Genomic DNA, 24,124 nt, shown 5'->3' on the forward strand with positions numbered 1-24,124 from the left:
TTCAGGATTTGTCGCCGGCAGCATCCAGCAGATCGAGAACCAGCTCCGCCGGACGGCACAGGCGCACGCCCCTGGGGCTTGCGACTATCGGCCGGTTGACCAGCACTGGGTGCTCAACCATGGCGGCGAGGATCGTCTCGTCATCGACGCCGGGATTGGTCAGGCCAAGTTCTTCCGCAGGAGACCTCACGGTGCGCATCGCTTCGCGCGGGGTCAAGCCCGCAGCGGCAAACAGGGCCAGCAACTGCGCACGCGTCCAGCCTTCCGTGAGGTATTCGATGATTACCGGCTCTTCACCGGATGCTCGGATGAGCTCAATGGTGTTGCGTGACGTGCCGCACGAAGGATTATGATGGACCACTATTGTCATTTCTTGTCGTCACCTGCATGTGCTTCGTCTGTATCAAGGTCAGCCGGATCGATTTCGGCGGCAATGGCGTCTTCTTCACCGTTGGCAATGCGTTTTTCCCAGGCGCTTTTCTGACGCATATAACTCACGATAGAGACGGGAATAGCCGCAATGTAGGCAAACGCTGCAAAGGTCACCACTTCCCAGGTATAGGTCACCAGAAGTGCTGCAATGATGGTAACCGCTGCCAGGATCGGCAAGACCCATTCACGGCTGACCCGGCCCACACCCTTGCCGGAAAACGTCGGCACGCGCGACACCATGGAAAAGGCTATCACCGCAATATAGACCAGTACGAAATGCGCAATCTCACTGCCCGACGGGAGCAGGTCCAGAAACCCCATATACATCGGCAGCATGGCAAGCATGGCTCCTGCCGGCGCATTGACGCCGGTGAAGTAATTGATCTTCCAGGCGGGGCGGTCCGGATCCTCAAGCGCCACATTGAAGCGCGCCAGCCGCAACGCACAGCACATTGCCAATGCCAGGGCCACGATCCAGCCAAGGTTCTTCAACGCGCTCAGCGACCACATGTAGATCAGCAGGCCCGGCGCCACACCGAAGTTTACAAAATCAGCCAGGGAATCCAGTTCGGCGCCGAATTTCGATGAGCCTTTCAGCGCACGCGCGATACGCCCGTCCAGGGCGTCCAGAACAGTGGCGAGAATGACGCAGGCCACGGCCAGTTCAAAGCGGCCTTCAATTCCCAGCCGGATGGCGGTAACCCCCGAACACAGTGCCAGCAGCGTGACAATGTTAGGCACCAGGTACCTGACCGGTATCTGGCGCAGGCGCTGTTCGCCCGTGTATGCCGGTTCTTCGTCCTTGTTCATCATATCCAGTTTGCCTCGTATGGCATAGATTTGTCAGGCCTTGCGCCCGGTCGGCGCAGGCCCGGAGCCGGACAGGTCGGCAAGCACCGTCTCGCCTGCGACAGCGAGTTGTCCGACACAGACCCGGACGGCGGTTCCTTCCGGCAGATATACATCAACCCGCGAACCGAAACGAATCAGCCCGAAACGCTGACCTGCCTGCAGGCGCGCGCCCTGTGACGTGAATCCGACAATGCGGCGAGCCACCAATCCGGCAATTTGTACCACACCGATGCGACGCTTGTCCGGTAATTCCAGCGTCAGGGCCTGGCGCTCGTTGTGCTCGCTGGCCTTGTCGAGTTCGGCATTGATGAACTTTCCCGCGATGTAACTCATCTGCAGCACTTCACCGTCAACCGGTGACCGGTTCACGTGAACATCAAAGACATTCATGAAGACCGAGATCCGGGTCAGCTTGTCGCCTTCGAGCGCCAGTTCCGGTGGAATGGCAACCTGTTCGATGGCTGATATGCGGCCATCAGCCGGTGAGATCACCAGGTTCGGATCCTGCGGCGTGACACGCTCCGGATCGCGAAAGAAATAAGCACACCACAGCGTTGCGACAACGCCCAGCCAACCGAAAAAATCCGGCAACAGCCAGAACAACACCAGCGTAACGGCGGCAAAAATGGCGATGAAGCGATAGCCTTCGCGGTGAACGGGCACAAATATCGACAGGATCGAATTCAACATCGCTGGTAAATTTCTCCGGCAGTGGCGGATGATCAGAACGAAACACAGAACACGACAGGATCACCTGAACCTAAAAAACGTCCTGTCACTTTAAAACCTGGTCTAGGTAAAGCGCACTGGCGCGCAGTGCAAGAACCAAGACGCAACCTGCGGGACGAATATCAGGCGCGGCTGGTCACAGCATCCCGGTTTTATTTGTCAGCTTTCAGACTGAGGGCAATTTCCTCGGCCGTCATGCCACGGGCTTCATAGTTCTCCGCCAGCTTGCGCAATGCCTCGTCAGCCTCGCGCTGGCGATTCCACATGGATGAGTAGACGCCATCATGCTCAAGCAACTGGGCATGGGTACCGCGCTCCGCGATCCGGCCTTCTCCCAATACGATTATCTGGTCAGCGTCGACGACGGTTGACAGCCGGTGGGCGATAACCAGCGTCGTGCGATCTTTCGACACCAGCTTGAGCGCTGCCTGGATATCCTGCTCGGTCATTGTGTCGAGTGCGGAAGTGGCCTCGTCCAGTATCAGGATCGGAGGACCCTTCAATATGGTGCGCGCTATCGAGACGCGCTGCTTTTCACCGCCGGACAGTTTCAGCCCGCGTTCCCCGACCATGGCATCGTAGCCGTCCGGCAAATCAAGAATAAAGTCATGTATCTGAGCCAGTTTGGCGGCGGCCTCGACTTCCTCATCGGTTGCGTCCGGGCGGCCATAGCGGATGTTATAGCGGATCGTGTCGTTGAACAGGACAGTGTCCTGCGGCACCATGCCGACTGCGGCGCGCAGTGACTTTTGCGTCACTTCGCGAACATCCTGGCCATCAATGGAGATGCTGCCGCCGGTGACGTCATAGAACCGGTAGATGAGCCGCGAGATGGTTGATTTGCCGGCCCCTGACGGCCCGACAATGGCAAAGGTCTGTCCGGCGGGAACTTCAAAATCCAGCCCGTTCAGGATAGCGCGTTCAGCATCATAGGAGAAATCCACGCTGCTGAAGCGAATTACACCATCGCTGACTTCAAGCTGCCGCGCATCCGGTGCATCAACGATTTCCTCCTCAACGGACAGCAGGTCGAACATCTGTTCGATATCGGCCAGGCCCTGCCGGATTTCGCGGTACACGAAACCGATGAAGTTCAACGGCACAGACAACTGCATCAGCATGACATTGATGAACACAAAGTCACCGATCGTCTGCTTGCCGGCCTGCACTTCCAGCGCCGACATCACCATCACGATGGTCATGCCGGTTCCGAATATCAGTCCCTGTCCGAAATTGAGCCAGCCGAGCGAAGTCCATGTCTTGGTGGCCGAGGACTCGTAGCGCTGCATGGACTTGTCGAAACGGCTCGCCTCCATCTCCTCATTGCCGAAATACTTCACGGTTTCGAAGTTCAGCAGGCTGTCGATAGCCTTGGTGTTGGCCTCGTTGTCAGACTCGTTCATTTCCTTGCGGATGTTGATGCGCCAGTCGCTGGCACGCACGGTGAACCAGGAATACAACCACACCACTGCCGCGATAACGGCCACATAGCTCCAGCCATAGGAATAGGCGAAAATTGCCGCGGTGAGCGCGAACTCCAGAATGGTCGGTGCGGTGTTCAAAATGGTGAACCGCACTATGATCTCGATACCCTTGGTGCCGCGCTCGATAATACGGGACAGGCCGCCGGTCCTGCGTTCCAGATGAAAGCGCAGGGACAACTTGTGCATGTGCTTGAATGTACGGAAGGCAAGTTGCCGGACGGCATGCTGGCCTACCCGTGCAAACAGGGCATCGCGCAACTGGTTGAAGCCCCATTGCGTAACCCGGGCCACATTGTAGCCAAGCACCAGCATGACCGGTGTCAGGAGCCAGACCGGCAACAATGCCGGAGCCTCCAGCTTGCCGTTGAGGGCGTCTGTTGCGTACTTGAAAAAGTACGGCACTATGACAAGCACCAGTTTTGCAATCACCAGAAACAGCGTTGCCCACAACACCCGGATTTTCAGGTCCGGCCGGTCTGACGGCCACATGTATGGCCACAGATTACGGATCGTGCGGATCGTGGAACCGCTGTCGGCGGAAACTTTTTTACCGGTCAAAACTACATGCCTTAGGGGTTAGCGGATGCCTGCTGCATACAGCAATCATGAACGAGTTCATGGATTGCTGAAGATACGGACTGCAGCGCCTGCCTGTTCAATACGTAACGCGATTTGGGCCGCCGGGCTTCATAACTGACCAGACCGGCTTCGACCAACACTTTCAGATGTTGAGACACAGTGGACTGCGCCAGATTCAGGTGTTCAACCACTTCGCGGCAGCAACACTCGTCGCAACACGCCAGCCGGCGCAGGATGGTTACTCGCGCCGGATGTCCCAACGCCGCCATGACAGATGCCATTCGGGCACTATCCACACTGTCCCGGACATCGGGCGGAGACGTGTTTCGATTGTCTTTTCGAGTATTCATCGTAAATCGACGATATACGATGAAGCGGACCACCACAAGGGCTGTATGTCGCATGGCCACAGCGCAACCGGCTTGGCATTTTGTCCGACACCAGAAGGACAGCCAAATCCATGAAAAGAGCATACCTGATTGCCGCCCTCGCGGTACTCGGCGCAGCCGGCGGCGCCTACTCCGTCATGCATATGATGCACAGCGGACATCACGACATGACCGTGCAGGCAACGGCCGGTGCACTGTCAATCGGCAACGCAAAAGCGCGCTTCCTGATCGAAGGCCGCCCCGGCGCAGTGTTTTTGAGCATCAACAACAAAGGCAGTGCCGACAAGCTGGTTGCGGCATCATCCTCGTTGTCGCAACGGGTGGAACTGCACACTCATACGATGGACAACGGTGTCATGAAAATGCGCCCGGTCGATGTCATCGAAATCCCCGCCAACTCCATGACCGAGTTAAAATCAGGCGGGTATCACATCATGATGTTCGACGTGAAAACCAAGCCCGAGAAAGGTTCGCCGGTGCCTCTTACCCTGACCTTCGAAAATGCCGGCGACGTGCAGATCAACGCCATCGCCGGCGATGTTGGCGACACGCACAGCCACTAGGGCCTGCTGATACCAGTATAGCGTCTGCTGACTATCAGTTGCACTCCGCGAGGGGCCGCTTGCACGCGGGATCAATGGACTCCGGTGCATCCGAACCTGGAGTCTCGAAAATCTGTCCGGGATAAATCCTGTCCGGATCGCGGATCTGATCCTTGTTGGCATCATAAATCACCGTGTACTGGCGACCCTTGCCGTAGATCACACGCGATATCTGCCAGAGGTTGTTGCCCGGCTGAATAACCACTTTTCCGGTTGCAGGCGGCGCGGTTGCAACCTGCTGGGTTTCAGTCGTTACCGCAGCAGTTTCGGTAGCCGCTGCTTCCGGTTCCGGTTTGGCAGCGTCGGCCGTCGGTTCATCATCCTCGGTACCTGGTATCAGATCTGCAGGCTTGGCCGGTTCAGCATCCGGCTCAACGGCAGCGACCTGCTGCTGGCTTGTGTCAGGTTTGGCAGGCTCGGTGGCAGCATCAGATTCGGCAACCGGCTGGACCGTTTCAGGCTTGGCCGGTTCCACAGAAGGCTCGACCGCCGCAGTCTGCTGAGTTGCATCGGGCTCGGCCGCAGCCGGGGCAACGTCTGCCTTGACTGTTTCGGCATCACCTTTGGCCTCAGATGTCGGCTGGGCTTCAGCCACCTCAGGCTTTTCGGCGGCCTGAGTTTCTTCAGCCGTTTTCACACCGTCTGCCGCCTTGGTATCGTCTGCAGCCGGTGCTTCGGATCCGGTCGGTGCTTCGGTTCCGGTCGATGCGGCCTGCGTATCGGCTGCGGCAACCTTTGCGGTCGCGTCCGGGTCTTCAGTCGCAGTCGTCTTCGTTTCAGGTTCAACCGCAGCAGTTGTGGTTGCCTCCGGTTTTGCCTGCTCTTCCTCAGCCTCTGTCTTGCGCTGCGCCTGAAGGCTGGCAATGCGTTCCGCAGACTCACGGAAGAACGGCATTTCAATACGCTCTTTCACGTTTCCGTCCGATGCGAGTTCATCGGTGCGCAAGGTGTGAGGACCCGATGCAATTTCACGACCTGCTGTAAAAGACCATGCCCCATCGCTACCAGCGACCGTTTCGCCGGTGAACCGGTTGTCGACATAAACACGCACCCTGCTGTCAGGGGCCGATCGTCCCGAGAATGTAGTCAGTCCTGCCTCGTTGTAATCGACGACGTCAACGGTCAATCTGCGTGCTGTCGATGTGGGCTCCGGCGCAGTGGCCGTGGCAGGCGGTTCCAGGGCAGCGGTTTTCGATTCAGCGGCAGGTTGCTGGCCCGCAGCCGTGGAATCTTCAGCACTCTTGCTCGTGGTGCTTTCCGGTGCAGCCTCAGCCTGCTTGACTTCCGCGGCCTCCGGCTTCTGCAGCACCTTTGACGGTTTGGCAGTTTCACTCAACACAATGAGCGGTTGCGTGCCCGGCTGATCGGGAACCGTCAGCGCGACACTTTGTTCAGCGAGCTTGATTTCACCGGCGGCATTTTCAGTCTGTATCTGCATCTGATGAGCGCCGGCCGGCATGGGTTCTGCCGGTATCACGACCCATTCACCACGGTCATTGGCCTGTGTCTCGCCGGCAACTTTCTCGTTGATCAACAGGCGAACCGTAGCGCCCGGCTCTGCCCGGCCTGCAAGCACCGCTGATCCGTCTTCTTCAACCCGTACAATATCAAATGACGCCCCTTCCGGCTCCGCTTCGGCAGCTTCCGGTTTTGCGGTGTCATCGCCAAGTTTTGCTACAGGCGCCGTTTCAGCCGATGGAGCCGTTTCTACTTTCTCAGGCTCAGGCGCAACAACAGCGACTTTTTCCTCAGCCTTTTCCGCCGGGGCAGTTTTTGTTTCAGCAGATTGCTGGGTGGCCGGCGGTGTCGAAACCGCTTCGGCAGGGTTGATCTTGATGGTCTGCGAACCTGAAGACAGTGAAGTCAGGGCCGATGGATCGTCCTGCAAACCTTTATAGCTGAGGGCCATCAGGCCGCCCGCACAAAGCACAGCAAGTGAACTGAACAATACAAGAGGCTTCATTTTCGTTCCCGTCGCTGGATCAGCATGATTTTCAGACTGGACTACCCAAAAACCATAAATCTGATCGCTTCCAAAGTGTTAGAGCAACTTTGCGGGCCCACCTGAGCCCCCGTTGCCCCAATGTCCGCAATATGAACATAGAGTGCGTACAAGTTTGGCGCAATCTTTGCCTTACTACTTCCCTGCAAGGCTAAAGACAGACCTGCCTGATGTCATCCCCCGTGTAGGAAGACAAAAGAGGCCGTACCCTCAAATTACCACACGCAATGCTTGACGCTAGCCCCTCACCCTGTGACACAATGGTCACATGGTATCGAATCGTTTCCCCGAATCTAATCTGTCTTTGTGCGTTTATTGCGGCTCCGGCGAAGGCCGCAGCCCGTCATATATGCAGGCTGCGCGCGACCTTGGATCATCCATGGCGGAAAACAATGTCGGGCTTGTTTATGGCGGCGGCGGCATTGGTCTCATGGGCGAAGTGGCGCGCACGGTCATCGCAGGCAACGCGCATGTGACCGGCATCATCCCGAAGTTCCTGATGAAGCGTGAGCGGATGCTTGAAGACGGCGGTCATGAACTGTTCATCGTGGATGACATGCACGAGCGCAAAATGATGATGTTTGAACGTGCATCCGGATTTGTCGCCCTGCCCGGCGGTATCGGCACCCTGGAAGAACTGGTGGAGATCGCGACCTGGGCACAACTGGGGCGACACAAGAAGCCGATCATCGTCGCCAATATAGACAATTACTGGCAACCGCTTCTGACGCTGGTTTCCCATATGAAGGAGGAACTGTTCATCCGGGAAGGACTGGAAGTACATTTTGAAGTGGTTGATCGGGCAAAAGACATTGTGCCGGCGTTTCTTGACCGGCTGGCAACAGCAGGTACTGCGCCCGAGGACAGCGAGATTACAGAGTTGTTTTAGGATCATAACGCGTGTTTGCCGGTCTTGCCGGAAACACCCTATTCGGACCTCGCCTTGCTGGCGACCAGCACACCGGCACCGGCCAGCACCATGCCGGCCCACGCCAATGGCGGCATTGCCTCACCGAGCACGAACCAGGCCAGCAGCGATGCAACCGGCGGCACCAGAAACAAAAGCGCTGACACCCGGCTGACTTCGCCCGCCCGGATCATGTAAAGCAGTAACGATATGGCAATGATCGAATTGCCGATGACCAGATAAGCCAGGGACCAGAGAAGCTCAGGTGTGAAATTGACCTGCATGGTTTCGCGGAACCAGGCAATCGGCGCGATGGCCAGGAAACCGACTGCAAACTGCACCAGACTGGCAGTGATCGGATGCTGGTTCAGGCCAAAGCGCTTTTCATATATTGAGCCAGCCGACATGGCGACCAACCCGATTACCGCGAACACGACGCCGATATAGGATGATGTGGAAATGTCCTGCCGCGATCCTATGACCATGACTGCGCCCGCGAGCCCGAGCGCCAGCCCGATCCAGCGATAACGCGAGACCATTTCCCTGACAAAATAAGGCGCGGCGATCGCCACCAGGATCGGCTGCAGCGATACGATCAGCGCCACGCCACCGGCCGACAGACCGTCGGCAAAGGCAAGGTATGTCATGCCGAAATAGACCGCCTGCATGAGCAGCCCGGTCATGGCCAGGTGAAACCAGTTGATGGGCCGCTGTGGAACCCGCGGCCTGACGATGATGAACAGCGGGATCATCAACCCGAGCACACAGGCATAACGCAACGCCAGGAATGTCATGGGTTCCGCGTACTGCAAGCCCAGCTTGGCGAAGGTGTAACCGCCCGACCACAGCAGCAGGAATACGAACGGCGCCAGGCTGATGGCCCAGGTGCGCAACCCGCTCATGATGCCACCGGCTGGCGGAGACTTGAAAAGGAATACAGGGCCAGTGCGGTCCAGATGAAACCGAAGGTTACAAGCTGAGCCGGCTGCATGGGTTCTTTCAGAACAAAAACAGCGGTCAGAAACAACATGGACGGCGCGATGTACTGCAGCAGACCAAGGGTCGAGAAGCGGATGCGGCGGGCAGCGGTTGCAAAGAACATCAGCGGCAACGCCGTCATGGGGCCACATGCCAGCAATAATACAGTTGTTTTCCAGTCGGAGCCAAACGCCAGCGGGCCTTGCGTTCCGAGCCAGCTCACTACCGCAAGCCCCAGCACTGACAGGATGGCGCTTTCCACGAAAAAGCCCTGCACTGGCCCGACATCAATTGTCTTGCGCAGGAAACCATAAGCGGAAAATGCGGCTCCCAGCAGCAGCGAGAGCCACGGAAGTACGCCAAGCGCCCAGGTCTGATATGCAACGCCTACGACGGCCAGCGCTATCGCAACAATCTGCAGGGCCGTCATTTTCTCGCGCAGCACAAGATAGCCCACGGCCACGTTGAGCAGCGGATTGATGTAAAAGGCCAATGATGTCTCCAGCGCCCGCCCGACGGCGACCGCCCACACAAACACGCCCCAGGAAATGGTCACCAGAAGCGTTGTCAGACACATGAGCGCCAGCAATTTCGGGGTTTTCACCACCCGCAGCACGTCCTGGGTGCGGCCCATGACCAGCATCACTGCTGCTGCAATGGGAATTGACCAGAATGCCCGGTGTGCCACAACCTCCAGCGCGTTCACATGAGCCAGCAGCGCGAAAAACCCGGCATAGGTTCCCCACGTCAGATAGGCGATCAGCGCGCATATAATGCCGCTGCGGTTTGTAGCGGCTTCGTCGGGCGTGGTGGTTACGGTGGTCATAATGCAGCGACTATTGCCCGGCGAACAGAAAGGACGCAATGCGCGCCCGCGCATAGCGATACAATGTTCACTGCATGGCTCGTTCGCGCAGCGGCCACGTGGCAATAATGCCCAGTGCCGGGCCTGCGGTCATGACGGCAAGCGTTACCTGCCAGCCAACATACTCGGCAAGCACGGGCGTCAGTTGAACCGTTACGAAAGTCAGCAGAAATCCGAGCGCCGTCTGAAAAGTCATCAGGCTTCCGGCAAGTTGCGGCGGGGCGGCATCAGCCACGAGAGCAGAAAACTGGGCAGAGTCCGGGATGACCGTGATGCCCCAGAGTATGAAAAAGATGACGGTCAGCCACCATGGACCGCCAAAGCTTGCCGCCGTCGCCAGACCTGCAACAAGCGAACCGGCCATGGCCAATATGGCGACATTTGCCTTGCCGATGCGATCAGCTGACCGTCCCGCCCAGATGCACGCCAGAGCCCCCAGGGCAATCGACAGAAACGCTGTCAGGCTTGCCAACCGGTTGGCATCCTGGGTGTCGAGTGACACTGCAAAGGATGCAGCCGCAGCGACCGGCAGCCAGGCCCACATGGCGTAAAGCTCCCACATGTGACCGAGATAGCCGCCATAGGCACGCCGAATGCGTTTGTCGGTCCAGGCAAGTGTTATGGAACTGGCAGAAAATGACGGCGAGCGCGCGTGATGCGGACCGAGACCAGCCCCCAAAACAAACGCGCCGCCCACAAAGGCCGCGATGGACGTGGAATACACCGCAACCCGCCAGTCGGCACCTCCCATCAGCGTTGCCAGATGCGGCAGCGAGGATCCGAATGTCAGCGCGCCAACCAGGATGGCCACCAGCAGCCCGCGATCTTTCAGACCCCAGCCGGCGGCGATTTTCATGCCGACCGGATAAACCCCTGCCAGCATGACCCCGGTGACCAGGCGCAAAAGCACCGCAACAAGGCTCGCCGGCGAAACAAACGCAAGGCCAAGATTGGCGGCCGCCGCAATGCAGGCGCACAGCGCCAGTACGCGACGCGGGTCGAACCGGTCGGCGATACCCAGAAATGCCGAGATAAACGCGCCGAAGACAAACCCCAACTGCACTGCGCTGGACAATGCCGCCTGCTGGCCCGCACTCATGGTGACCTCGGCCATCATGCCGGGCAGTGTTGCCGACGACACGAACCACAGGCTGAGTGCAGCTACCTCCGCCAGAACCAGAAAGGTCATGGAGCGCAGTTTGGACGATGATGACGTCAAGACCTGTCCTCGACAGCCTGTAGAATCACACTCATTTCAGGATTCTGCACCTTCCTTGAGCAGCTTGTAGGTCACACTGTCTATGAGCGCTTCAAACGAGGCATCTACAATATTGGGCGATACACCAATGGTAAACCAGCGCTCACCGGTCCTGTCGCGGCTTTCTATGAGGACCCGGGTTATGGCTCCGGTGCCGCCATTGAGGATACGCACCTTGTAGTCGACCAGTTCCAGATCCTCGATGAGGGACTGGAATTTGCCCAGGTCTTTGCGCAGGGCGGTGTCCAGAGCATTGATAGGGCCATTACCCTCCCCGACCGACATGATGCGGTTGCCGTCAATAATGATCTTGACCACCGCCTCGGCAACAGAAGTTTCCTCGCCCTTGGCATTGTGGCGATGTTCGACGGACACCCGGAACGAGTCCACCTCGAAGAAATTCGTCACCGTGCCGAGTGCGCGACGCGCCAGTATCTGGAAAGATGCAGGCGCGGCATCATAGGCATAGCCTGCCGTCTCGCGCTCCTTCACTTCACGCAACAGCGTGTCGAGGCGCGGATCGGCCTTGTCAACGCTGATACCGGTGCGTTCGATCTCGGAAATCAGGTTGGATTTACCGGCCTGATCCGACACCAGGACGCGGCGAATGTTGCCGATGGTCTGCGGCGGCACGTGTTCATAGGTCTCCGGCTCTTTCAGCAGCGCGGATGCATGAATGCCCGCCTTGGTGGCAAAGGCGCTTTCGCCGACATAAGGCGCCTGGCGGTCAGGCGCCCGGTTGAGCAGTTCGTCAAATGCCCGCGACACCTGGGTCAGCCGCTCGAGGCCGTGTGCCGTGATACGGGTTTCAACCAGGTCTGAATAGGCCGGTTTCAGCATCAAAGTGGGGATCAGAGACACCAGGTTTGCATTGCCGCAGCGTTCACCGATACCGTTGAGCGTGCCCTGTATCTGGCGCGCGCCCGCCCTGACGGCGGCAAGAGAGTTGGCAACGGCCTGCTCGGTATCGTTATGGGCATGGATACCAAGATGGGTGCCCGGCACCTGTTCGCAAACCGCGCGCACAATCTCTTCAACCTCATGCGGCAGCGTGCCGCCATTGGTGTCGCACAGGATAACCCAGCGGGCACCGGCTGCATGGGCGGCATGTGCGCAGGCCAGCGCATAGGCCGGGTTTGCCTTGTAGCCGTCGAAGAAGTGCTCGCAATCGACCATGGCCTGCTTGCCGGCACCGATAGCGGCTGAAACACTATCGGAAATACAGGCCAGGTTTTCATCGTTGGTTGTCTTCAGCGCGACCTCGACATGATAGTCCCACGACTTGGCGACAAAGCAGACAGCATCGGAATTGGCTTGCAGCAGATCCTGCAGGCCGGGATCGTTGGAGGCCGACCTTCCCGGACGGCGCGTCATGCCAAAAGCGGCAAATGACGCCTTCATTTCACGCGGTTCGGCAAACAGTGCCGTATCAGTCTGGTTGGCGCCCGGATAGCCGCCTTCGATACAGTCCAGCCCCAGTTCGTCCAGCATGGCAATGATGGCAAGCTTGTCTTCCAGCGAGAAGTCAATGCCGGGCGTCTGCGCCCCGTCACGCAATGTGGTGTCGTACAGGTAAAGCCGTTCGCGCATACTCATCGCTTCATTTCCCAACTAGTCAGGCGTTCGCCGGTTTCTGCGTCCTTTGAATCCTTGAGTTGAATCCCCTGGGCCGTGAGTTGATCGCGAATACGGTCTGCTTCGGCGAAATCCTTGTTCGCGAATGCTTCCAGACGCAATGCGATAGCAGCATCGATTGCCGCGTCATCAACCTGGGCAGCGCGCGGATCGGTCAGGTCTCCGGCAAATCCCAGAGCGGCAAGGTTCGAGGCACGTTCAGTGTCGTCCATCTGATGCAGTGCCGCGATCGCACGCGGTGTGTTCACGTCATCCAGCAAGGCCTCGAGCACTTCGCCGCTCATGGCAGGGTCTGCATCCGCCGGAGATGCCTTGGCATACCAGCCGGCCAGCACATCCCAGCTTTCCTGAACCGACTTTTCCGTCCAGTCGATAGGCTGGCGATACTGGGTACGCAGCATGTTGAACCGCAAGACTTCCCCGGGCCATTTCTGCAGCAGCTCGTTGATGGTGATGAAGTTGCCCTCGCTCTTCGACATCTTCCTGCCCTCGACCTGCAGGAAGCCGTTGTGCATCCACACATTGGCCATGACATCGGTGTCATGGGCGCAGCGGGACTGCGCAATCTCGTTTTCATGGTGAGGGAACTGCAGGTCGATGCCACCACCGTGTATGTCGAACACTTCGCCCAGATGCTGTTTGGCCATGGCGGAGCACTCGATATGCCAGCCCGGTCGGCCCCGGCCCCACGGGCTGTCCCAGCCCGGGGTTTCAGAATCGGAGGGTTTCCACAAGACGAAGTCGGTCGGATCCTTCTTGTAGGTAGCCACCTCGACACGCGCACCGGCAACCATCTCGTCCAGCGAGCGGCGCGACAGCGCACCATAGTCCTTCATGGACGGCGTGTTGAACAGCACATGGCCATCGGCCTCATAGGCGTTGCCCTTGGCAATCAACACCTTGATCATCTCGACCATCTGCGGGATGTGACCGGTGCAGGTCGGTTCAACATCGGGCGGCAACACTCCAAGCGCTGCAATGTCTTCGTGAAACTGCCTCGTGGTCCGCTCTGTCACGTCGGAGATCGGCACGCCCTCTTCCCTGGCGCGGGCGTTGATCTTGTCATCCACGTCAGTGATGTTGCGGACATATTTTACATGGGCTGCGCCATAGACATGGCGTAACAGCCGGTAGAGCACGTCAAACACGATGATCGGGCGCGCGTTGCCGATATGGGCAAAATCGTAGACCGTCGGCCCGCATACATACATGCGGACATGTGCCGGATCGATCGGCTGAAACACCTGTTTGGCTTTGGTCAGTGAGTTATAGAGCGTCAGTTCCATGCGACATGTACCCTTAAGGCCACGCTGGCCAGGGTTGCTCATTTTCTCATGTTTGGAAAAGCAGAACCGTTACCAGCGCAAGATTGCGACTAGCTGATAATAATCCGGCAAATGTTGCAGGCGGATTTACGGATCGGTTTCATGGTGCGCAAAATGCGCGCGATAGGCCCTCGCGTCAAGCCCATGACCGGTTTTTGGTTATTCAGGTATGATTGCAGCCACAAAACCGGTTTCCAACGCAGCTGGAAACACCTATACGCTGCAACCATCATGACGACGCCTCCCCCCTCAAACCTGAAAGCGGCCTGCTGGATGGCCGGCTGGATCACCTTGATGCTGACCATGGCGGTTGTTGGCCGCGAGGTGACACGCGAGATCGATGCGTTCCAGGTGATGGAACTGCGCGCCCTGATCGGCATCGTGCTGATCTACCCTCTGGTCTACATGCACGGCGGCCTCAGGACCATGAAGACAGCGTATCCTGCTCGCCACCTGGCGCGGAATGTCGTGCATTACGGCGCGCAGTATTCCTGGTTCGTGGCCCTTGGCCTGATACCGCTGGCCCAGGTCATCTCAATCGAATTCACCATGCCGATCTGGACCGCAATCCTCGCCGTGATATTCCTGGGCGAACGCATGAACGCCTGGAAAATTGCGGCCATCCTGTTTGGAATTCTCGGAGTATTGATCATCGTTCGTCCGGAGGCCGGCAGAATTGACCCCGGCCAGGCATGGGCGCTGGCATCGTCGGTGGGTTTTGCGGTGTCGGTGGTCATGATCAAGGCGCTGACACGCACCGACAGCGTGGTGCGCATCCTGTTCTGGATGCTGGTGATACAGGCCATACTCGGCGCCGTGCCCGCCTACCTCGTCTGGCAACCGGTGCCGACCCACCTTTGGGGCTTCATGCTGGCGGTAGCTTTCTGCGGGACGTTTTCGCACTACTGCATGGCCCGGGCCATGCTGTATGCCGATGCGACCGTCGTGGTGCCGATGGATTTCATTCGCGTTCCGGCGACCGCCATTGCGGGCTGGCTGATCTACGCCGAAGGCATTGATGCATTCACCGTGTCAGGCGCCAGCCTGATCTTGCTGGGCAACCTGCTCAATCTCAAACAGGCAGGCACGGCACGCGTGCGATAAACCGGTTGCGTGAGTTTGCTGCTTGTGACGCAATGCCTGCAAAATCAGTGAACTCAATGTCCAGGGAATACAAGTCATGAAACCGTTGGAAGGTGTCCGGGTGCTGGATTTGACCCATGTACTGGCCGGTCCGTTCTGTACCTATCAGCTAGCAGTGCTTGGCGCAGACGTGATCAAGATCGAGCCGCCGGACAACCCTGACATGACCCGCAAGGAAGGTGTTGTGCCGGCGCTGAACCAAGCTGCGTACGGCACCTATTTCCAGGCCCAGAACGCGGGCAAGCGCGCCATCACGGTTAACCTGAAGGACGAGGCCGGGCGCGACGTGCTGCGTCGTCTGATCAAGACAGCCGATGTACTCGTACAGAACTATGCCGGTGACGCACTGGAAGAACTCGGCTTCGGCTACGACGCCGTCCTGAAGATCCAGCCGAAACTGATCTATTGCACGCTGACCGGCTTCGGGCGAACCGGCCCAAAGGCCAATCACCCCGCCTATGACGTGGTCATCCAGGCGTTTTCCGGTTTGATGAGCGCAAACGGGACACCCGACACCGGCCCGGTCCGCGTGGGACCTCCCATGGTGGACTATGGTACCGGAGCGCAAGCTGCGCTGGCGATCTCCGCGGCCCTGCTGCAACGGGAAAGAACCGGCAAGGGCCAGCGCATCGATGTTTCGATGCTGGATGCAGCCCTGATGCTGATGAGTGCCAATGTCACCGATACCCTGACCACGGGCAAGCCGCCGCAACCGCATGGCAACAATCACCCGCACTATGCCGGCTACCGGACATTTGAAACCGCAGACGGCCTGCTGATGGTCGGCGCATGGACCAACCAGCAACTGTCCCGGTTGTTTATAGCGGTAGGAGAACCTGAACGCGCTACGCAAATATTACAGGTGCCGCGTTCGCAGGTGGGCGAGATGGCAGCGGATGACGCCGGCATCCTGTCAGGCCATCTGAAATCCCGCAGTGCCGAGCAATGGGAAACCATACTCAATGATGCGCGAGTGCCTGCCGCCCGGGTGCGCACACTGGACCAGGCGCTCGCGCACGATCAGGTAAAGTCGCGACGAGTGGTGCAGCAGGCAGGCCGCGACCCGGCCGAACATGGCCCGCCGGCGTTCCCTGTGGCTGCGTTTTCCTATGACCACGGGAGCCCGGATCTCATGCGCCCGCCGCCACGAGTTGGTGAACACACGGATGAGGTATTGTCTGAACTTGGCTTCAGCAGCGCCGAAATCGGCGAGCTTCGGAAAGCCGAGACGCTCTAGAACGTAACGTCATCCGAACACATTTCGATCACAAACCCGGTAGAGAGGGCAGAAAGCGATTGCTCTCTTGGCGCGAGACTGCAATACAGAAGGCAACGACGGGGACAATTGATTCATACCGGGGTGGTATTCATTTTGCAAAGAGCATCGTTTTGACTGCCGCCGAGCGCGCATGGGTCCAGAAACTCGCACCCTACAGAAGCGCCGACGACCGCCAGGCTGTTGTGGAAATCATCCTGACACTGGTACCGTTCTTGGGCGTATGGCTTGCCATGTACGCGGTGATGAGCATCAGCTACTGGCTGACACTTGCGCTGGTACCGGTGGCAGCCTGCCTGATGGTCCGGCTATTCATCATCCAGCATGATTGCGGCCATCGCGCGATGTTCTCGTCACGCACCGTGAACAACTGGGTCGGGCGCTGCATGGGCGTGTTGACCATGACGCCCTACGAATACTGGCGATATGCACATTCCCTGCACCACGCCGGTTCCGGCAATCTCGACAAGCGCGGCTTCGGTGACATCGAAACCCTGACCATTGCGGAATACAACGCGTTGAGCACGCTCAACAAATTTCGTTACCGGCTGTACCGCAACCCGCTCGTGCTGTTTGTGATCGGTCCCGCCTACCTGTTCATCATCCGGCATCGCTTTCCACTCTGGGCACTGAGTCTCGGCCGTGACCAGTGGATCAGCATCATGACGACAAACCTCAGCATCGTGGTTTTGTACACCGCAGTGATTTACTTTACCGGCTTCACGGCATTCATCATGATCCAGGTACCGGTTGTTGCGCTGGGCGCGTCAATCGGCGTGTGGCTGTTCTACGTACAGCACCAGTTCGATACGACGCAGTGGGATCACACCGAGGACTGGGAACACGAACATTCTGCCCTGCATGGCAGTTCGTTCTATGATTTGCCGAAGCCACTGATGTGGCTGACCGGCTATATCGGCATTCATCACGTGCACCATCTTTCGAGCCGGGTTCCCTTCCACAAGCTGCCGCAGGTGATGAAGGATTATCCCGAGCTGAAGGAAATCGGCCGGTTGACGTTCTGGGAGAGCCTGAAATGCATCCCGCTGACATTATGGGATGAAAAGAGCCGGCGGCTGGTATCATTCAGACAAGCCATGGCAGCCCCGGCCTAAGCTGCCCCTGGGGAAGAAAACCCCACGCCATCGTGAATTCCTCCAGACAGGCAAGGCTGTTACCTATTCGGGTGACAGCCTTTTTCATTGCCCAGGGAAACTCATCAGATGTTGCATTTCAGGCCTGCTTTCCGTCCGGTTGCAATCTTGGCCGCTGTTCTTGCCCTGCTTGTCCATGCATCGATTGCCAACGCGAAATTTGTCGGCAAGGCAGACGACAACCCGCGCATGTCGCAAAGCAGTTCGCCGTATCTGAGATCTCATTCAAACGATCTTGTGCGCTGGTATGACTGGGGCGATGAGGCGTTCAAGCAGGCAAGGGAAAAGAAGCTGCCGCTGTTCGTTTCGTTCGGATATACCGCCTGCCACTGGTGCCACGTGATGCAGGAGACCCATTTCAACGAAGAGGCCATAGCCAAGACGATCAACGAGCAATTTGTGCCGGTCCTGGTGGACCGTGAACAGCGCACCGCGCTGGATGACACCTATATGCTGGTCACTGAACTGCTTACACAGCGCGGCGGGTGGCCCAACAACATGTTCCTGACACCGGACCTGAAACCGTTTTATGGAACCGGCTACATACCACCACAGGATTTTACCGGGCTGCTGAAGGGCGTTACCGACAGCTGGGCCAAGGACAATCCCGCCGTGCTGGCGGAAGGTGACCGGCTTGCCACGCTTCTGGAAGGCTATCTGAACCGCAAGCAGGAAGCCCAGAACCTGACCCCTGCCCTGATGGCGCAGGCGGCCAAGACGCTGTCCGGGCAATTTGACGCCTTCGCCGGCGGCCTTGGTGACGGCCCGAAATTCTTCCGGCCCACGGTACTTGCCTTCATGCTGCTGCAGGCCGAACGCACCGGTGATGCCGAGGTTCTTGACGCTGTGGAAAGAACGCTGCAGTCAGGCCTGAACGGCGGTATCCATGATCATATCGAGGGAGGTTTCCACCGTTATGCGATCGATCCCGGATGGCGCGTGCCGCACTTTGAGAAAATGCTCAATGACCAGGCACTCAACACCGAAGTGTACCTGACCGCCTATCGCCTCACCGGAAAGCCCGAATACGCGGCAACGGCGCGCAAGACCATCGACTACGTCATGGCCGATCTGACAGCGCCGAAAGGCGGCTTCTACACGGCCCGCGATGCAGATTCAGAAGGCGAGGAAGGCACCTATTATGTCTGGACGCCGGAACAACTGGAAAAGGTGCTGGGCAAGCAGGACGCCGAGTTCGCGCTCAACACGTTCGGTCTGATTGCCGATGGCGAAATGGCCGGCAAGGTCATCCTCAACATGGACAGCGTACGCAACCAGTCGGTTCCGAAACTTGACCAGGTCCTCGCCAAACTGGCCGAGGCCCGCAAGCCCCGGCAGAAACCGGTTCGCGACGAGAAGATACTGGCCAACTGGAACGGCATGATGATCGCCAGTGTGGCTCAGGCAGCGATTTTGCTTGATGACACCAACTACCGCAACGCCGCCGTCAAGGCCGGGGAATTCGTCTGGACCAAAATGCATGATGAAGACGGTGTACTGCATCGCAGCCACTTTGACGGCATCAATGATGTCGAGGGTGAACTGGACGATTATGCCCAGATGGCACGCGGCTACCTGTTTGTTCACGACGCCACCGGGGACAAGCTCTGGCTGGACCGTGCCAAGGCTCTGCTGGCCCAGATGCAAAAGAACTTCCAGGACGCCGACACAGGTGACTTTTTCGGCACGCGCGAGGCCGCCGGGTTTGCACGCACCAAGCCCCGCTCAGATGTTGACCAGCCTTCCGGCAACGGTGCGGCTCTTGACGCAATGGTGCGCCTTGCACAGCGCGCCGGCACACCGGACATGCGCCGGGCCACGGAGCAGACCATTGCCGCTCTGTCCGGGATTGCGGCCGGCACGCCAACCAGCGGCGCTTCCATCCTGTCGGCGTCAGACAGCTTCCTGCATGGCCAGACAGGCGTAGTGCAGTTTGCAGGCAACGGCGTGGTGGATGCACGGCTGATGCCGGGCGCAGACAGCAAGAGCCTCGTCATCCGGCTGCAGGTGGCCGACGGCTGGCATGTCAATTCCCATGCCCCCCTGGAAGACTACCTGGTGGCGACGAAGCTGGACATCGCGGGCAATGATGCCGCCAAGACAGCAAGTGTGTCCTACCCGGAACCGGAAACCAAGAAGCTGGCCTTCAATGAAAAGCCGATGGCGCTTCTGGAGAACCAGGTGGAGATCACGGCACGCTTTGACAAGCCGATCACCGGCCCGGTTGAAGCTCAGTTGCAGGTACAAACCTGTTCGGATGAAATATGCCTGCTGCCGGAGACACTGAAATTGCGGGTCGCCCTTCCCCCGGCGTCCTAGGATTCAGAGTTCCCGGATTCAAATGGACCGGATCGCTATATGCGGATCACGGCGGATTGAGTCTAAGTGAATTGTATTTGAGGTCGCGCGGGATGAAACATTCAATGACTGTTTCAACCATCTCTCAAGCGGGTCCCTCTCAAGATGCGTTTTTTCCCCGTGCTGCCTGTCGTGCTCGCAACCGTTCTGCTTGGCGCGAGCCCACCACCCGCCCAGGCAGCGTCCCAGGATCTGCTGGCGGGCAAAGGCAACTGGAAAGTGCTCAAGGTCGGCAGCAAACCGAAAACCCGGTTTGCCCTCAACAAGGGTATTCTCGACATATCAGCCGACAAGTCGGTGGCATTCCTTTACCGCGAGATCAATCCGCTCAGATCGCACATGCCGAAACTGCAGTGGCAGTGGCGGGTGGACCGTGACATCCCGGCCACGGACCTTTCGGCCAAAGGCAAGGATGACCGTCCGGCGGCTGTGCACCTGTGGTTTGAAGACAAGAGCGCGTCTGTGTCGGGTGCACTCAGCTCGCTATTGGGCAAGCCACGCGTCGGCTATCTCATGACCTATGTCTGGGGCGGCAAACAGCGCGCCGGGTCCATCATCAGAAACCCGTACTTCCCGGACAAGGGCATGGTCATCGTGCTTCGCGACAGCCGAGCCAAAACCGGCACATGGCAAATGGAAACGCGCGATATAGCCGCCGACTTCAAGGCCGCCTTCGGCATTGCGCCGGAACTGTCCGACCTGCGTCACGTGTCCGTATCTGCGGATACCGAAGACACCAGGACATCCAGCCGTTCCAGTATCCGCAAATTCCGTATCGTTGAGTAACCGGCTATTCAGCCGCCTCAAAACTGCCCTCACCGGCGTCGTCCGAGACCGGGCCTACCGACTTGCGCAGTTCTTCAGCGACGAGGAATGCAAGTTCGAGCGCCTGGTCCGCATTGAGACGCGGATCACAATGTGTGTGATAGCGGTGCGCCAGATCATCGTCCGACACTTCGCGGGCGCCACCGGTACATTCGGTAACGTTCTGCCCGGTCATTTCCACATGGATACCGCCGGCATGAGTGCCCTCGGCCCGATGGATGGACAGGAAGTCACGAACTTCCGACAGAATGGCGTCGAACGGCCTGGTCTTGTAGCCACTGGATGCCTTGATGACGTTGCCGTGCATCGGATCACAGGACCACAGAACTTTTCGTCCCTCGGCCTCGACCTTGCGGATCAGGCCTGGCAGATGATCTTCCACCTTGCCGGCACCAAAGCGTGCGATCAGCGTTAGCCGGCCGGCCTCATTGGCCGGGTTCAGCATGTCGATGAGGCGGATCAGTTCGTCAGCCTCAAGCGACGGGCCGCACTTCAGCCCGATCGGGTTCTGAACACCGCGGCAGAACTCCAGATGAGCATGATCAGGCTGGCGTGTCCTGTCGCCTATCCACAGCATGTGACCGGACGTGGCATACCATTCTCCGGACGTGGAATCGACACGGGTCAGGGCTTCTTCATAGCCCAGCAGCAGCGCCTCGTGCGAGGTGTAGAACTCGGTGGACTTGAGTTGCGGCGTGGTATCAGGGTTGATACCGCATGAGCGCATAAAGCCCAGGGTTTCCGAAATCCGGTCGGCCAGATGCTGATAGCGCTCCGACTGGGGTGAACCGCGAAGGTACCCTAGAGTCCAGCGATGAACATGTTCCAGGTTGGCATAGCCGCCCATGGCAAATGCCCGCAGCAGGTTCAGCGTAGCGGCTGATTGCCGGTACGCCATGATCTGGCGTTCAGGATCCGGCTCGCGCGATGTGGTGTCAAAACCGATACCATTGATGATGTCACCACGATAACTCGGCAGTTCAACATCGCCTTGAGCTTCAACATTCGATGACCGCGGTTTGGCAAACTGACCGGCAATGCGGCCGACCTTGACCACCGGCTGGCCACCGGCAAAGGTCAATACAACCGCCATTTGCAGGAACACGCGGAAGAAATCGCGAATATTGTCCGCTTCATGTTCGGCAAAGCTCTCTGCGCAGTCACCACCTTGCAACAGGAAACCCTTGCCTTCCGACACCTTGGCCAGCTTGCGCTTCAGCTTGCGTGCCTCACCTGCAAATACAAGTGGGGGAAACGTAGCCAAACGGGCTTCCGTGGACTTGAGGGCTTCCGCATCAGCATAGTCGGGAACCTGCTTGATCGGGAAAGAACGCCAGCTTGAAGGGGTCCAGTTGCTCATAGTACTTACTCTCTTAACTGCCCGCCACCTTGCGGACCGGTGGTTTCATTGCGCCATCATAACAAAAAAAGCAAGCGCTGTGCAGGTGAGCGCATGGCGATATTGCCTGCTGCCAGGCTCGATTTTGCGTCGGCATACGGTATTTCGTGCCATCCGTTGAATGCCCGGCATATACGATACAATGGGTTAAGATTTGCCTGATACAATGCCTCCGCCCGGGACGGCTGAGAAAATTTGACCTTTTGTATAGAGGTTTGAATCATGCTTGACACTCTGTTTTCGGATGGAAATCTGAACTGGATGAACGCTTTCTTCTTCGGAGGGCCGTACCCACTTGCATTGCAGCTCGGCATCATCAATGCGCTTTGCGTCATCGCAATCGTCCTGATGCGGGCATTGCCGGTCGAGGCCGCGCAAGACCCGAGGTTTTCACGCGTTTTTGCCTGGCTGATCATTGCGGCCAATGTCCTTCTGGTCTTGAACAAGGATCATCGCTTCGTCGGTTTCCTGGCCTGACGCGTGATGTGCGCCGAATGACTTGCAAGCGCGAGCGGCTTGAAGCAGACTTTGCGTCATGGAATTGCAAACGCCGACATTTACCCTGGGCATCGAGGAGGAATATCTCCTTGTAGACCGCAAGACCCGGGATCTGGTGGCGGCGCCCGATGCCTTGATGGCCGAGTGCACGAAAGTGCTAAAATCGCGCGTCAGTCCTGAATTCCTGCAGTGCCAGATCGAGGTCGGCACCGGGGTCTGCAAAACCATTCCGCAGGCACGGGCCGAACTGGTTGAACTGCGCAAGACCATTTCCGGCATTGCCGATGGCTATGGACTTGCGCCGCTTGCCGTGGCCACCCATCCGTTTGCCGACTGGCAGCATCAGACATTTACCAACAAGCAGCGCTATGAAGAACTGGCGCGCGATCTGGCAGGCGTCGCCAGGCGCATGCTGATCTGCGGCATGCATGTCCATGTCGGTATCGAGGACGAAGATCTGCGCATCGACCTGCTCGGTCAGTTGTCGTATTTCCTGCCACACCTGCTGGCGCTGTCCGCGTCGTCGCCGTTCTGGCAAGGCAGGGACACCGGGCTCGCCTCTTACCGGCTGAGCGTTTTTGACAATCTGCCGCGCACCGGGCTGCCACCGATGTTCAACTCCTATGCAGAGTACACCCGCGCGGTGGACAGGCTTATCGCGGCCGGGGTGATAGAGGATGCAACCAAGATCTGGTGGGACCTGCGGCCGTCTGCACGGTTTCCGACACTGGAGACCCGCATCTGCGATGTAACACCGCGTCTCGATGATACCGTTGCCATGGCTGCCCTGGTGCAGAGCCTGGCGCACATGCTGTACAGGCTCAGACTGTCAAACCAGCGCTGGCGCCAGTACGAGCGCTTCCTGATCAACGAAAACCGCTGGCAGGCACAACGCCACGGCGTATCGGGACGACTGATGGATTTCGGCAAGGCGAAGCTGGTCAACTACACCGACCTGCTTGAGGAATTGCTCGAGCTGGTCGCCCATGACGCGGAAGAGCTGGGATGTTCCAGGGAAATCGTGAAGCTGCGTGACATCATAACCAGCGGCAACAGTGCCGACAGGCAACGGGCCGTCTACAAAGCAGCAACCGACAATGGTGCCGATCACACAGAAGCCATGCAGGCTGTAGTTGACAGCCTGATCGAAGAGACAGTCAGCGGGCTTGACCAGAGCTGATCCGGATGACTAACCGGCGCCGTTGACTTCCAGGTGACGCTGCATGGCCACTTCAGCCGATGCGTAAGCTTCCTGGCGGTCCACCGACCAATAGCGCAGATCATCCAGGCGAATAGCCTGCCTGGTCACCGCACAGCGGACGAAATCACCATGACGCAGGACCTGGAAGTCAGCGTCAAGATAGCGGACCTTGGCTTCCTGGGCGGCGGCAAATGTTGGTTCAAAGTTCATGGCGCTTACTATTACAGGCAGAA

General features: G+C 58.4%; 22 protein-coding genes. 9 read left to right on the forward strand and 13 right to left on the reverse strand.

Translation table 11 applies throughout. The features are described 5' to 3' along the window. Position 1: 1 nt before the first annotated feature. The 5 genes from arsC to DHN55_RS22370 form a co-directional block, all read right to left on the reverse strand. Complete coding sequence (arsC, locus tag DHN55_RS13595) at positions 2–370, reverse strand: arsenate reductase (glutaredoxin) (RefSeq protein ID WP_108882034.1); 369 nt, start codon at positions 368–370, stop codon at positions 2–4. Beyond that, positions 367–1,245, reverse strand: a complete 879-nt coding sequence (locus tag DHN55_RS13600) for a CDP-alcohol phosphatidyltransferase family protein (RefSeq protein ID WP_108882035.1) — start codon at positions 1,243–1,245, stop codon at positions 367–369. The genes arsC and DHN55_RS13600 overlap by 4 nt, the downstream gene beginning before the upstream one ends. A gap of 30 nt (positions 1,246–1,275) precedes the next feature. Further along, positions 1,276–1,974 (reverse strand): phosphatidylserine decarboxylase, encoded by a 699-nt coding sequence (locus DHN55_RS13605; protein ID WP_108882036.1) that lies wholly within the window; start codon positions 1,972–1,974, stop codon positions 1,276–1,278. 191 nt (positions 1,975–2,165) lie between these two features. Continuing rightward, positions 2,166–4,055 (reverse strand): ABCB family ABC transporter ATP-binding protein/permease, encoded by a 1,890-nt coding sequence (locus tag DHN55_RS13610; RefSeq protein WP_337660290.1) that lies wholly within the window; start codon positions 4,053–4,055, stop codon positions 2,166–2,168. An 11-nt stretch (positions 4,056–4,066) separates the two neighbouring features. Then, the gene (locus tag DHN55_RS22370; protein WP_337660291.1) at positions 4,067–4,549 is read right to left on the reverse strand and encodes an ArsR/SmtB family transcription factor; all 483 of its coding nucleotides are present in this window, start codon (positions 4,547–4,549) and stop codon (positions 4,067–4,069) included. Between DHN55_RS22370 and DHN55_RS13620 the strand changes: the two genes are divergently transcribed. Next, positions 4,537–5,028, forward strand: a complete 492-nt coding sequence (locus tag DHN55_RS13620; RefSeq protein ID WP_108882039.1) for a copper chaperone PCu(A)C — start codon at positions 4,537–4,539, stop codon at positions 5,026–5,028. The two genes, DHN55_RS22370 and DHN55_RS13620, sit on opposite strands and share 13 nt — an antisense overlap. 34 nt (positions 5,029–5,062) lie before the next feature. Here the strand turns inward: DHN55_RS13620 and DHN55_RS13625 are convergent, their stop codons facing one another. After that, positions 5,063–7,030, reverse strand: coding sequence for a LysM peptidoglycan-binding domain-containing protein (locus DHN55_RS13625; protein WP_108882040.1), 1,968 nt, complete (start codon positions 7,028–7,030; stop codon positions 5,063–5,065). 307 nt (positions 7,031–7,337) lie between these two features. Here DHN55_RS13625 and DHN55_RS13630 point away from each other — a divergent pair, with 307 nt between their 5' ends. After that, entirely contained in the window at positions 7,338–7,958 is a 621-nt protein-coding gene (locus DHN55_RS13630) for a TIGR00730 family Rossman fold protein (RefSeq protein ID WP_108882041.1), read from the forward strand. Between the two features lie 38 nt (positions 7,959–7,996). Here the strand turns inward: DHN55_RS13630 and DHN55_RS13635 are convergent, their stop codons facing one another. From DHN55_RS13635 to cysS, 5 genes are all read right to left on the reverse strand, one after another. Then, entirely contained in the window at positions 7,997–8,878 is an 882-nt protein-coding gene (locus DHN55_RS13635) for an EamA family transporter (protein ID WP_108882042.1), read from the reverse strand. After that, positions 8,875–9,780 carry an EamA family transporter RarD gene (gene rarD, locus DHN55_RS13640; protein WP_337660292.1) on the reverse strand — a complete coding sequence of 302 codons (906 nt, stop codon included), beginning with the start codon at positions 9,778–9,780 and terminating at the stop codon, positions 8,875–8,877. The genes DHN55_RS13635 and rarD overlap by 4 nt, the downstream gene beginning before the upstream one ends. A 67-nt stretch (positions 9,781–9,847) precedes the next feature. After that, positions 9,848–11,038 (reverse strand): MFS transporter, encoded by a 1,191-nt coding sequence (locus DHN55_RS13645; RefSeq protein ID WP_337660293.1) that lies wholly within the window; start codon positions 11,036–11,038, stop codon positions 9,848–9,850. 36 nt (positions 11,039–11,074) lie between these two features. Then, a complete protein-coding gene (gene cimA, locus DHN55_RS13650; RefSeq protein WP_108882045.1) occupies positions 11,075–12,673 on the reverse strand; it encodes a citramalate synthase in 1,599 nt (532 codons plus the stop codon). After that, positions 12,670–13,998 carry a cysteine--tRNA ligase gene (gene cysS / locus DHN55_RS13655; protein ID WP_108882046.1) on the reverse strand — a complete coding sequence of 443 codons (1,329 nt, stop codon included), beginning with the start codon at positions 13,996–13,998 and terminating at the stop codon, positions 12,670–12,672. The genes cimA and cysS overlap by 4 nt, the downstream gene beginning before the upstream one ends. A 270-nt stretch (positions 13,999–14,268) precedes the next feature. On the opposite strand from cysS, the gene DHN55_RS13660 reads away from it, so the two are divergent. The 5 genes from DHN55_RS13660 (at position 14,269) to DHN55_RS13680 (ending at position 20,754) form a co-directional block, all read left to right on the forward strand. Continuing rightward, complete coding sequence (locus DHN55_RS13660) at positions 14,269–15,141, forward strand: EamA family transporter (RefSeq protein WP_108882509.1); 873 nt, start codon at positions 14,269–14,271, stop codon at positions 15,139–15,141. Between the two features lie 76 nt (positions 15,142–15,217). Further along, on the forward strand, positions 15,218–16,417 hold the full coding sequence (locus DHN55_RS13665) for a CoA transferase (RefSeq protein WP_108882047.1): 1,200 nt from the start codon (positions 15,218–15,220) through the stop codon (positions 16,415–16,417). Between the two features lie 152 nt (positions 16,418–16,569). After that, complete coding sequence (locus tag DHN55_RS13670; protein WP_337660294.1) at positions 16,570–17,571, forward strand: fatty acid desaturase; 1,002 nt, start codon at positions 16,570–16,572, stop codon at positions 17,569–17,571. A 147-nt stretch (positions 17,572–17,718) separates the two neighbouring features. Then, positions 17,719–19,929 (forward strand): DUF255 domain-containing protein, encoded by a 2,211-nt coding sequence (locus DHN55_RS13675; protein ID WP_337660295.1) that lies wholly within the window; start codon positions 17,719–17,721, stop codon positions 19,927–19,929. Between the two features lie 144 nt (positions 19,930–20,073). After that, positions 20,074–20,754 (forward strand): DUF3047 domain-containing protein, encoded by a 681-nt coding sequence (locus DHN55_RS13680; RefSeq protein ID WP_108882049.1) that lies wholly within the window; start codon positions 20,074–20,076, stop codon positions 20,752–20,754. Positions 20,755–20,758: 4 nt separating this feature from the next. Here DHN55_RS13680 and DHN55_RS13685 read toward each other — a convergent pair whose 3' ends face one another. Further along, complete coding sequence (locus DHN55_RS13685) at positions 20,759–22,153, reverse strand: class II 3-deoxy-7-phosphoheptulonate synthase (protein WP_108882050.1); 1,395 nt, start codon at positions 22,151–22,153, stop codon at positions 20,759–20,761. Between the two features lie 261 nt (positions 22,154–22,414). Here DHN55_RS13685 and DHN55_RS13690 point away from each other — a divergent pair, with 261 nt between their 5' ends. Both DHN55_RS13690 and DHN55_RS13695 read left to right on the forward strand, forming a co-directional pair. Next, positions 22,415–22,669, forward strand: a complete 255-nt coding sequence (locus DHN55_RS13690; protein ID WP_108882051.1) for a hypothetical protein — start codon at positions 22,415–22,417, stop codon at positions 22,667–22,669. Positions 22,670–22,727: 58 nt separating this feature from the next. After that, entirely contained in the window at positions 22,728–23,870 is a 1,143-nt protein-coding gene (locus DHN55_RS13695; RefSeq protein ID WP_337660296.1) for a carboxylate-amine ligase, read from the forward strand. 9 nt (positions 23,871–23,879) lie between these two features. On the opposite strand, the gene DHN55_RS13700 is transcribed toward DHN55_RS13695, so the two are convergent. Further along, positions 23,880–24,101: a DUF2093 domain-containing protein gene (locus tag DHN55_RS13700; RefSeq protein ID WP_108882052.1), complete on the reverse strand. Its 222-nt coding sequence runs from the start codon at positions 24,099–24,101 to the stop codon at positions 23,880–23,882. Between the last annotated feature and the right edge of the window lie 23 nt (positions 24,102–24,124).

It is taken from the genome of Anderseniella sp. Alg231-50 (genome assembly GCF_900149695.1).
In the GTDB taxonomy this organism is placed as follows: Bacteria; Pseudomonadota; Alphaproteobacteria; order Rhizobiales; family Aestuariivirgaceae; genus Anderseniella.

Coding starts and splice junctions, on each gene's coding strand:
- arsC (WP_108882034.1), bottom strand. CDS start 370: ATGACAATAGTGGTCCATCATAATCCTTCGTGCGGCACGTCACGCAAC.
- DHN55_RS13600 (WP_108882035.1), bottom strand. CDS start 1,245: ATGATGAACAAGGACGAAGAACCGGCATACACGGGCGAACAGCGCCTG.
- DHN55_RS13605 (WP_108882036.1), bottom strand. CDS start 1,974: ATGTTGAATTCGATCCTGTCGATATTTGTGCCCGTTCACCGCGAAGGC.
- DHN55_RS13620 (WP_108882039.1), top strand. CDS start 4,537: ATGAAAAGAGCATACCTGATTGCCGCCCTCGCGGTACTCGGCGCAGCC.
- DHN55_RS22370 (WP_337660291.1), bottom strand. CDS start 4,549: ATGCTCTTTTCATGGATTTGGCTGTCCTTCTGGTGTCGGACAAAATGC.
- DHN55_RS13625 (WP_108882040.1), bottom strand. CDS start 7,030: ATGAAGCCTCTTGTATTGTTCAGTTCACTTGCTGTGCTTTGTGCGGGC.
- DHN55_RS13630 (WP_108882041.1), top strand. CDS start 7,338: ATGGTATCGAATCGTTTCCCCGAATCTAATCTGTCTTTGTGCGTTTAT.
- DHN55_RS13635 (WP_108882042.1), bottom strand. CDS start 8,878: ATGAGCGGGTTGCGCACCTGGGCCATCAGCCTGGCGCCGTTCGTATTC.
- rarD (WP_337660292.1), bottom strand. CDS start 9,780: ATGACCACCGTAACCACCACGCCCGACGAAGCCGCTACAAACCGCAGC.
- cimA (WP_108882045.1), bottom strand. CDS start 12,673: ATGAGTATGCGCGAACGGCTTTACCTGTACGACACCACATTGCGTGAC.
- cysS (WP_108882046.1), bottom strand. CDS start 13,998: ATGGAACTGACGCTCTATAACTCACTGACCAAAGCCAAACAGGTGTTT.
- DHN55_RS13660 (WP_108882509.1), top strand. CDS start 14,269: ATGACGACGCCTCCCCCCTCAAACCTGAAAGCGGCCTGCTGGATGGCC.
- DHN55_RS13665 (WP_108882047.1), top strand. CDS start 15,218: ATGAAACCGTTGGAAGGTGTCCGGGTGCTGGATTTGACCCATGTACTG.
- DHN55_RS13680 (WP_108882049.1), top strand. CDS start 20,074: ATGCGTTTTTTCCCCGTGCTGCCTGTCGTGCTCGCAACCGTTCTGCTT.
- DHN55_RS13685 (WP_108882050.1), bottom strand. CDS start 22,153: ATGAGCAACTGGACCCCTTCAAGCTGGCGTTCTTTCCCGATCAAGCAG.
- DHN55_RS13690 (WP_108882051.1), top strand. CDS start 22,415: ATGCTTGACACTCTGTTTTCGGATGGAAATCTGAACTGGATGAACGCT.
- DHN55_RS13695 (WP_337660296.1), top strand. CDS start 22,728: ATGGAATTGCAAACGCCGACATTTACCCTGGGCATCGAGGAGGAATAT.
- DHN55_RS13700 (WP_108882052.1), bottom strand. CDS start 24,101: ATGAACTTTGAACCAACATTTGCCGCCGCCCAGGAAGCCAAGGTCCGC.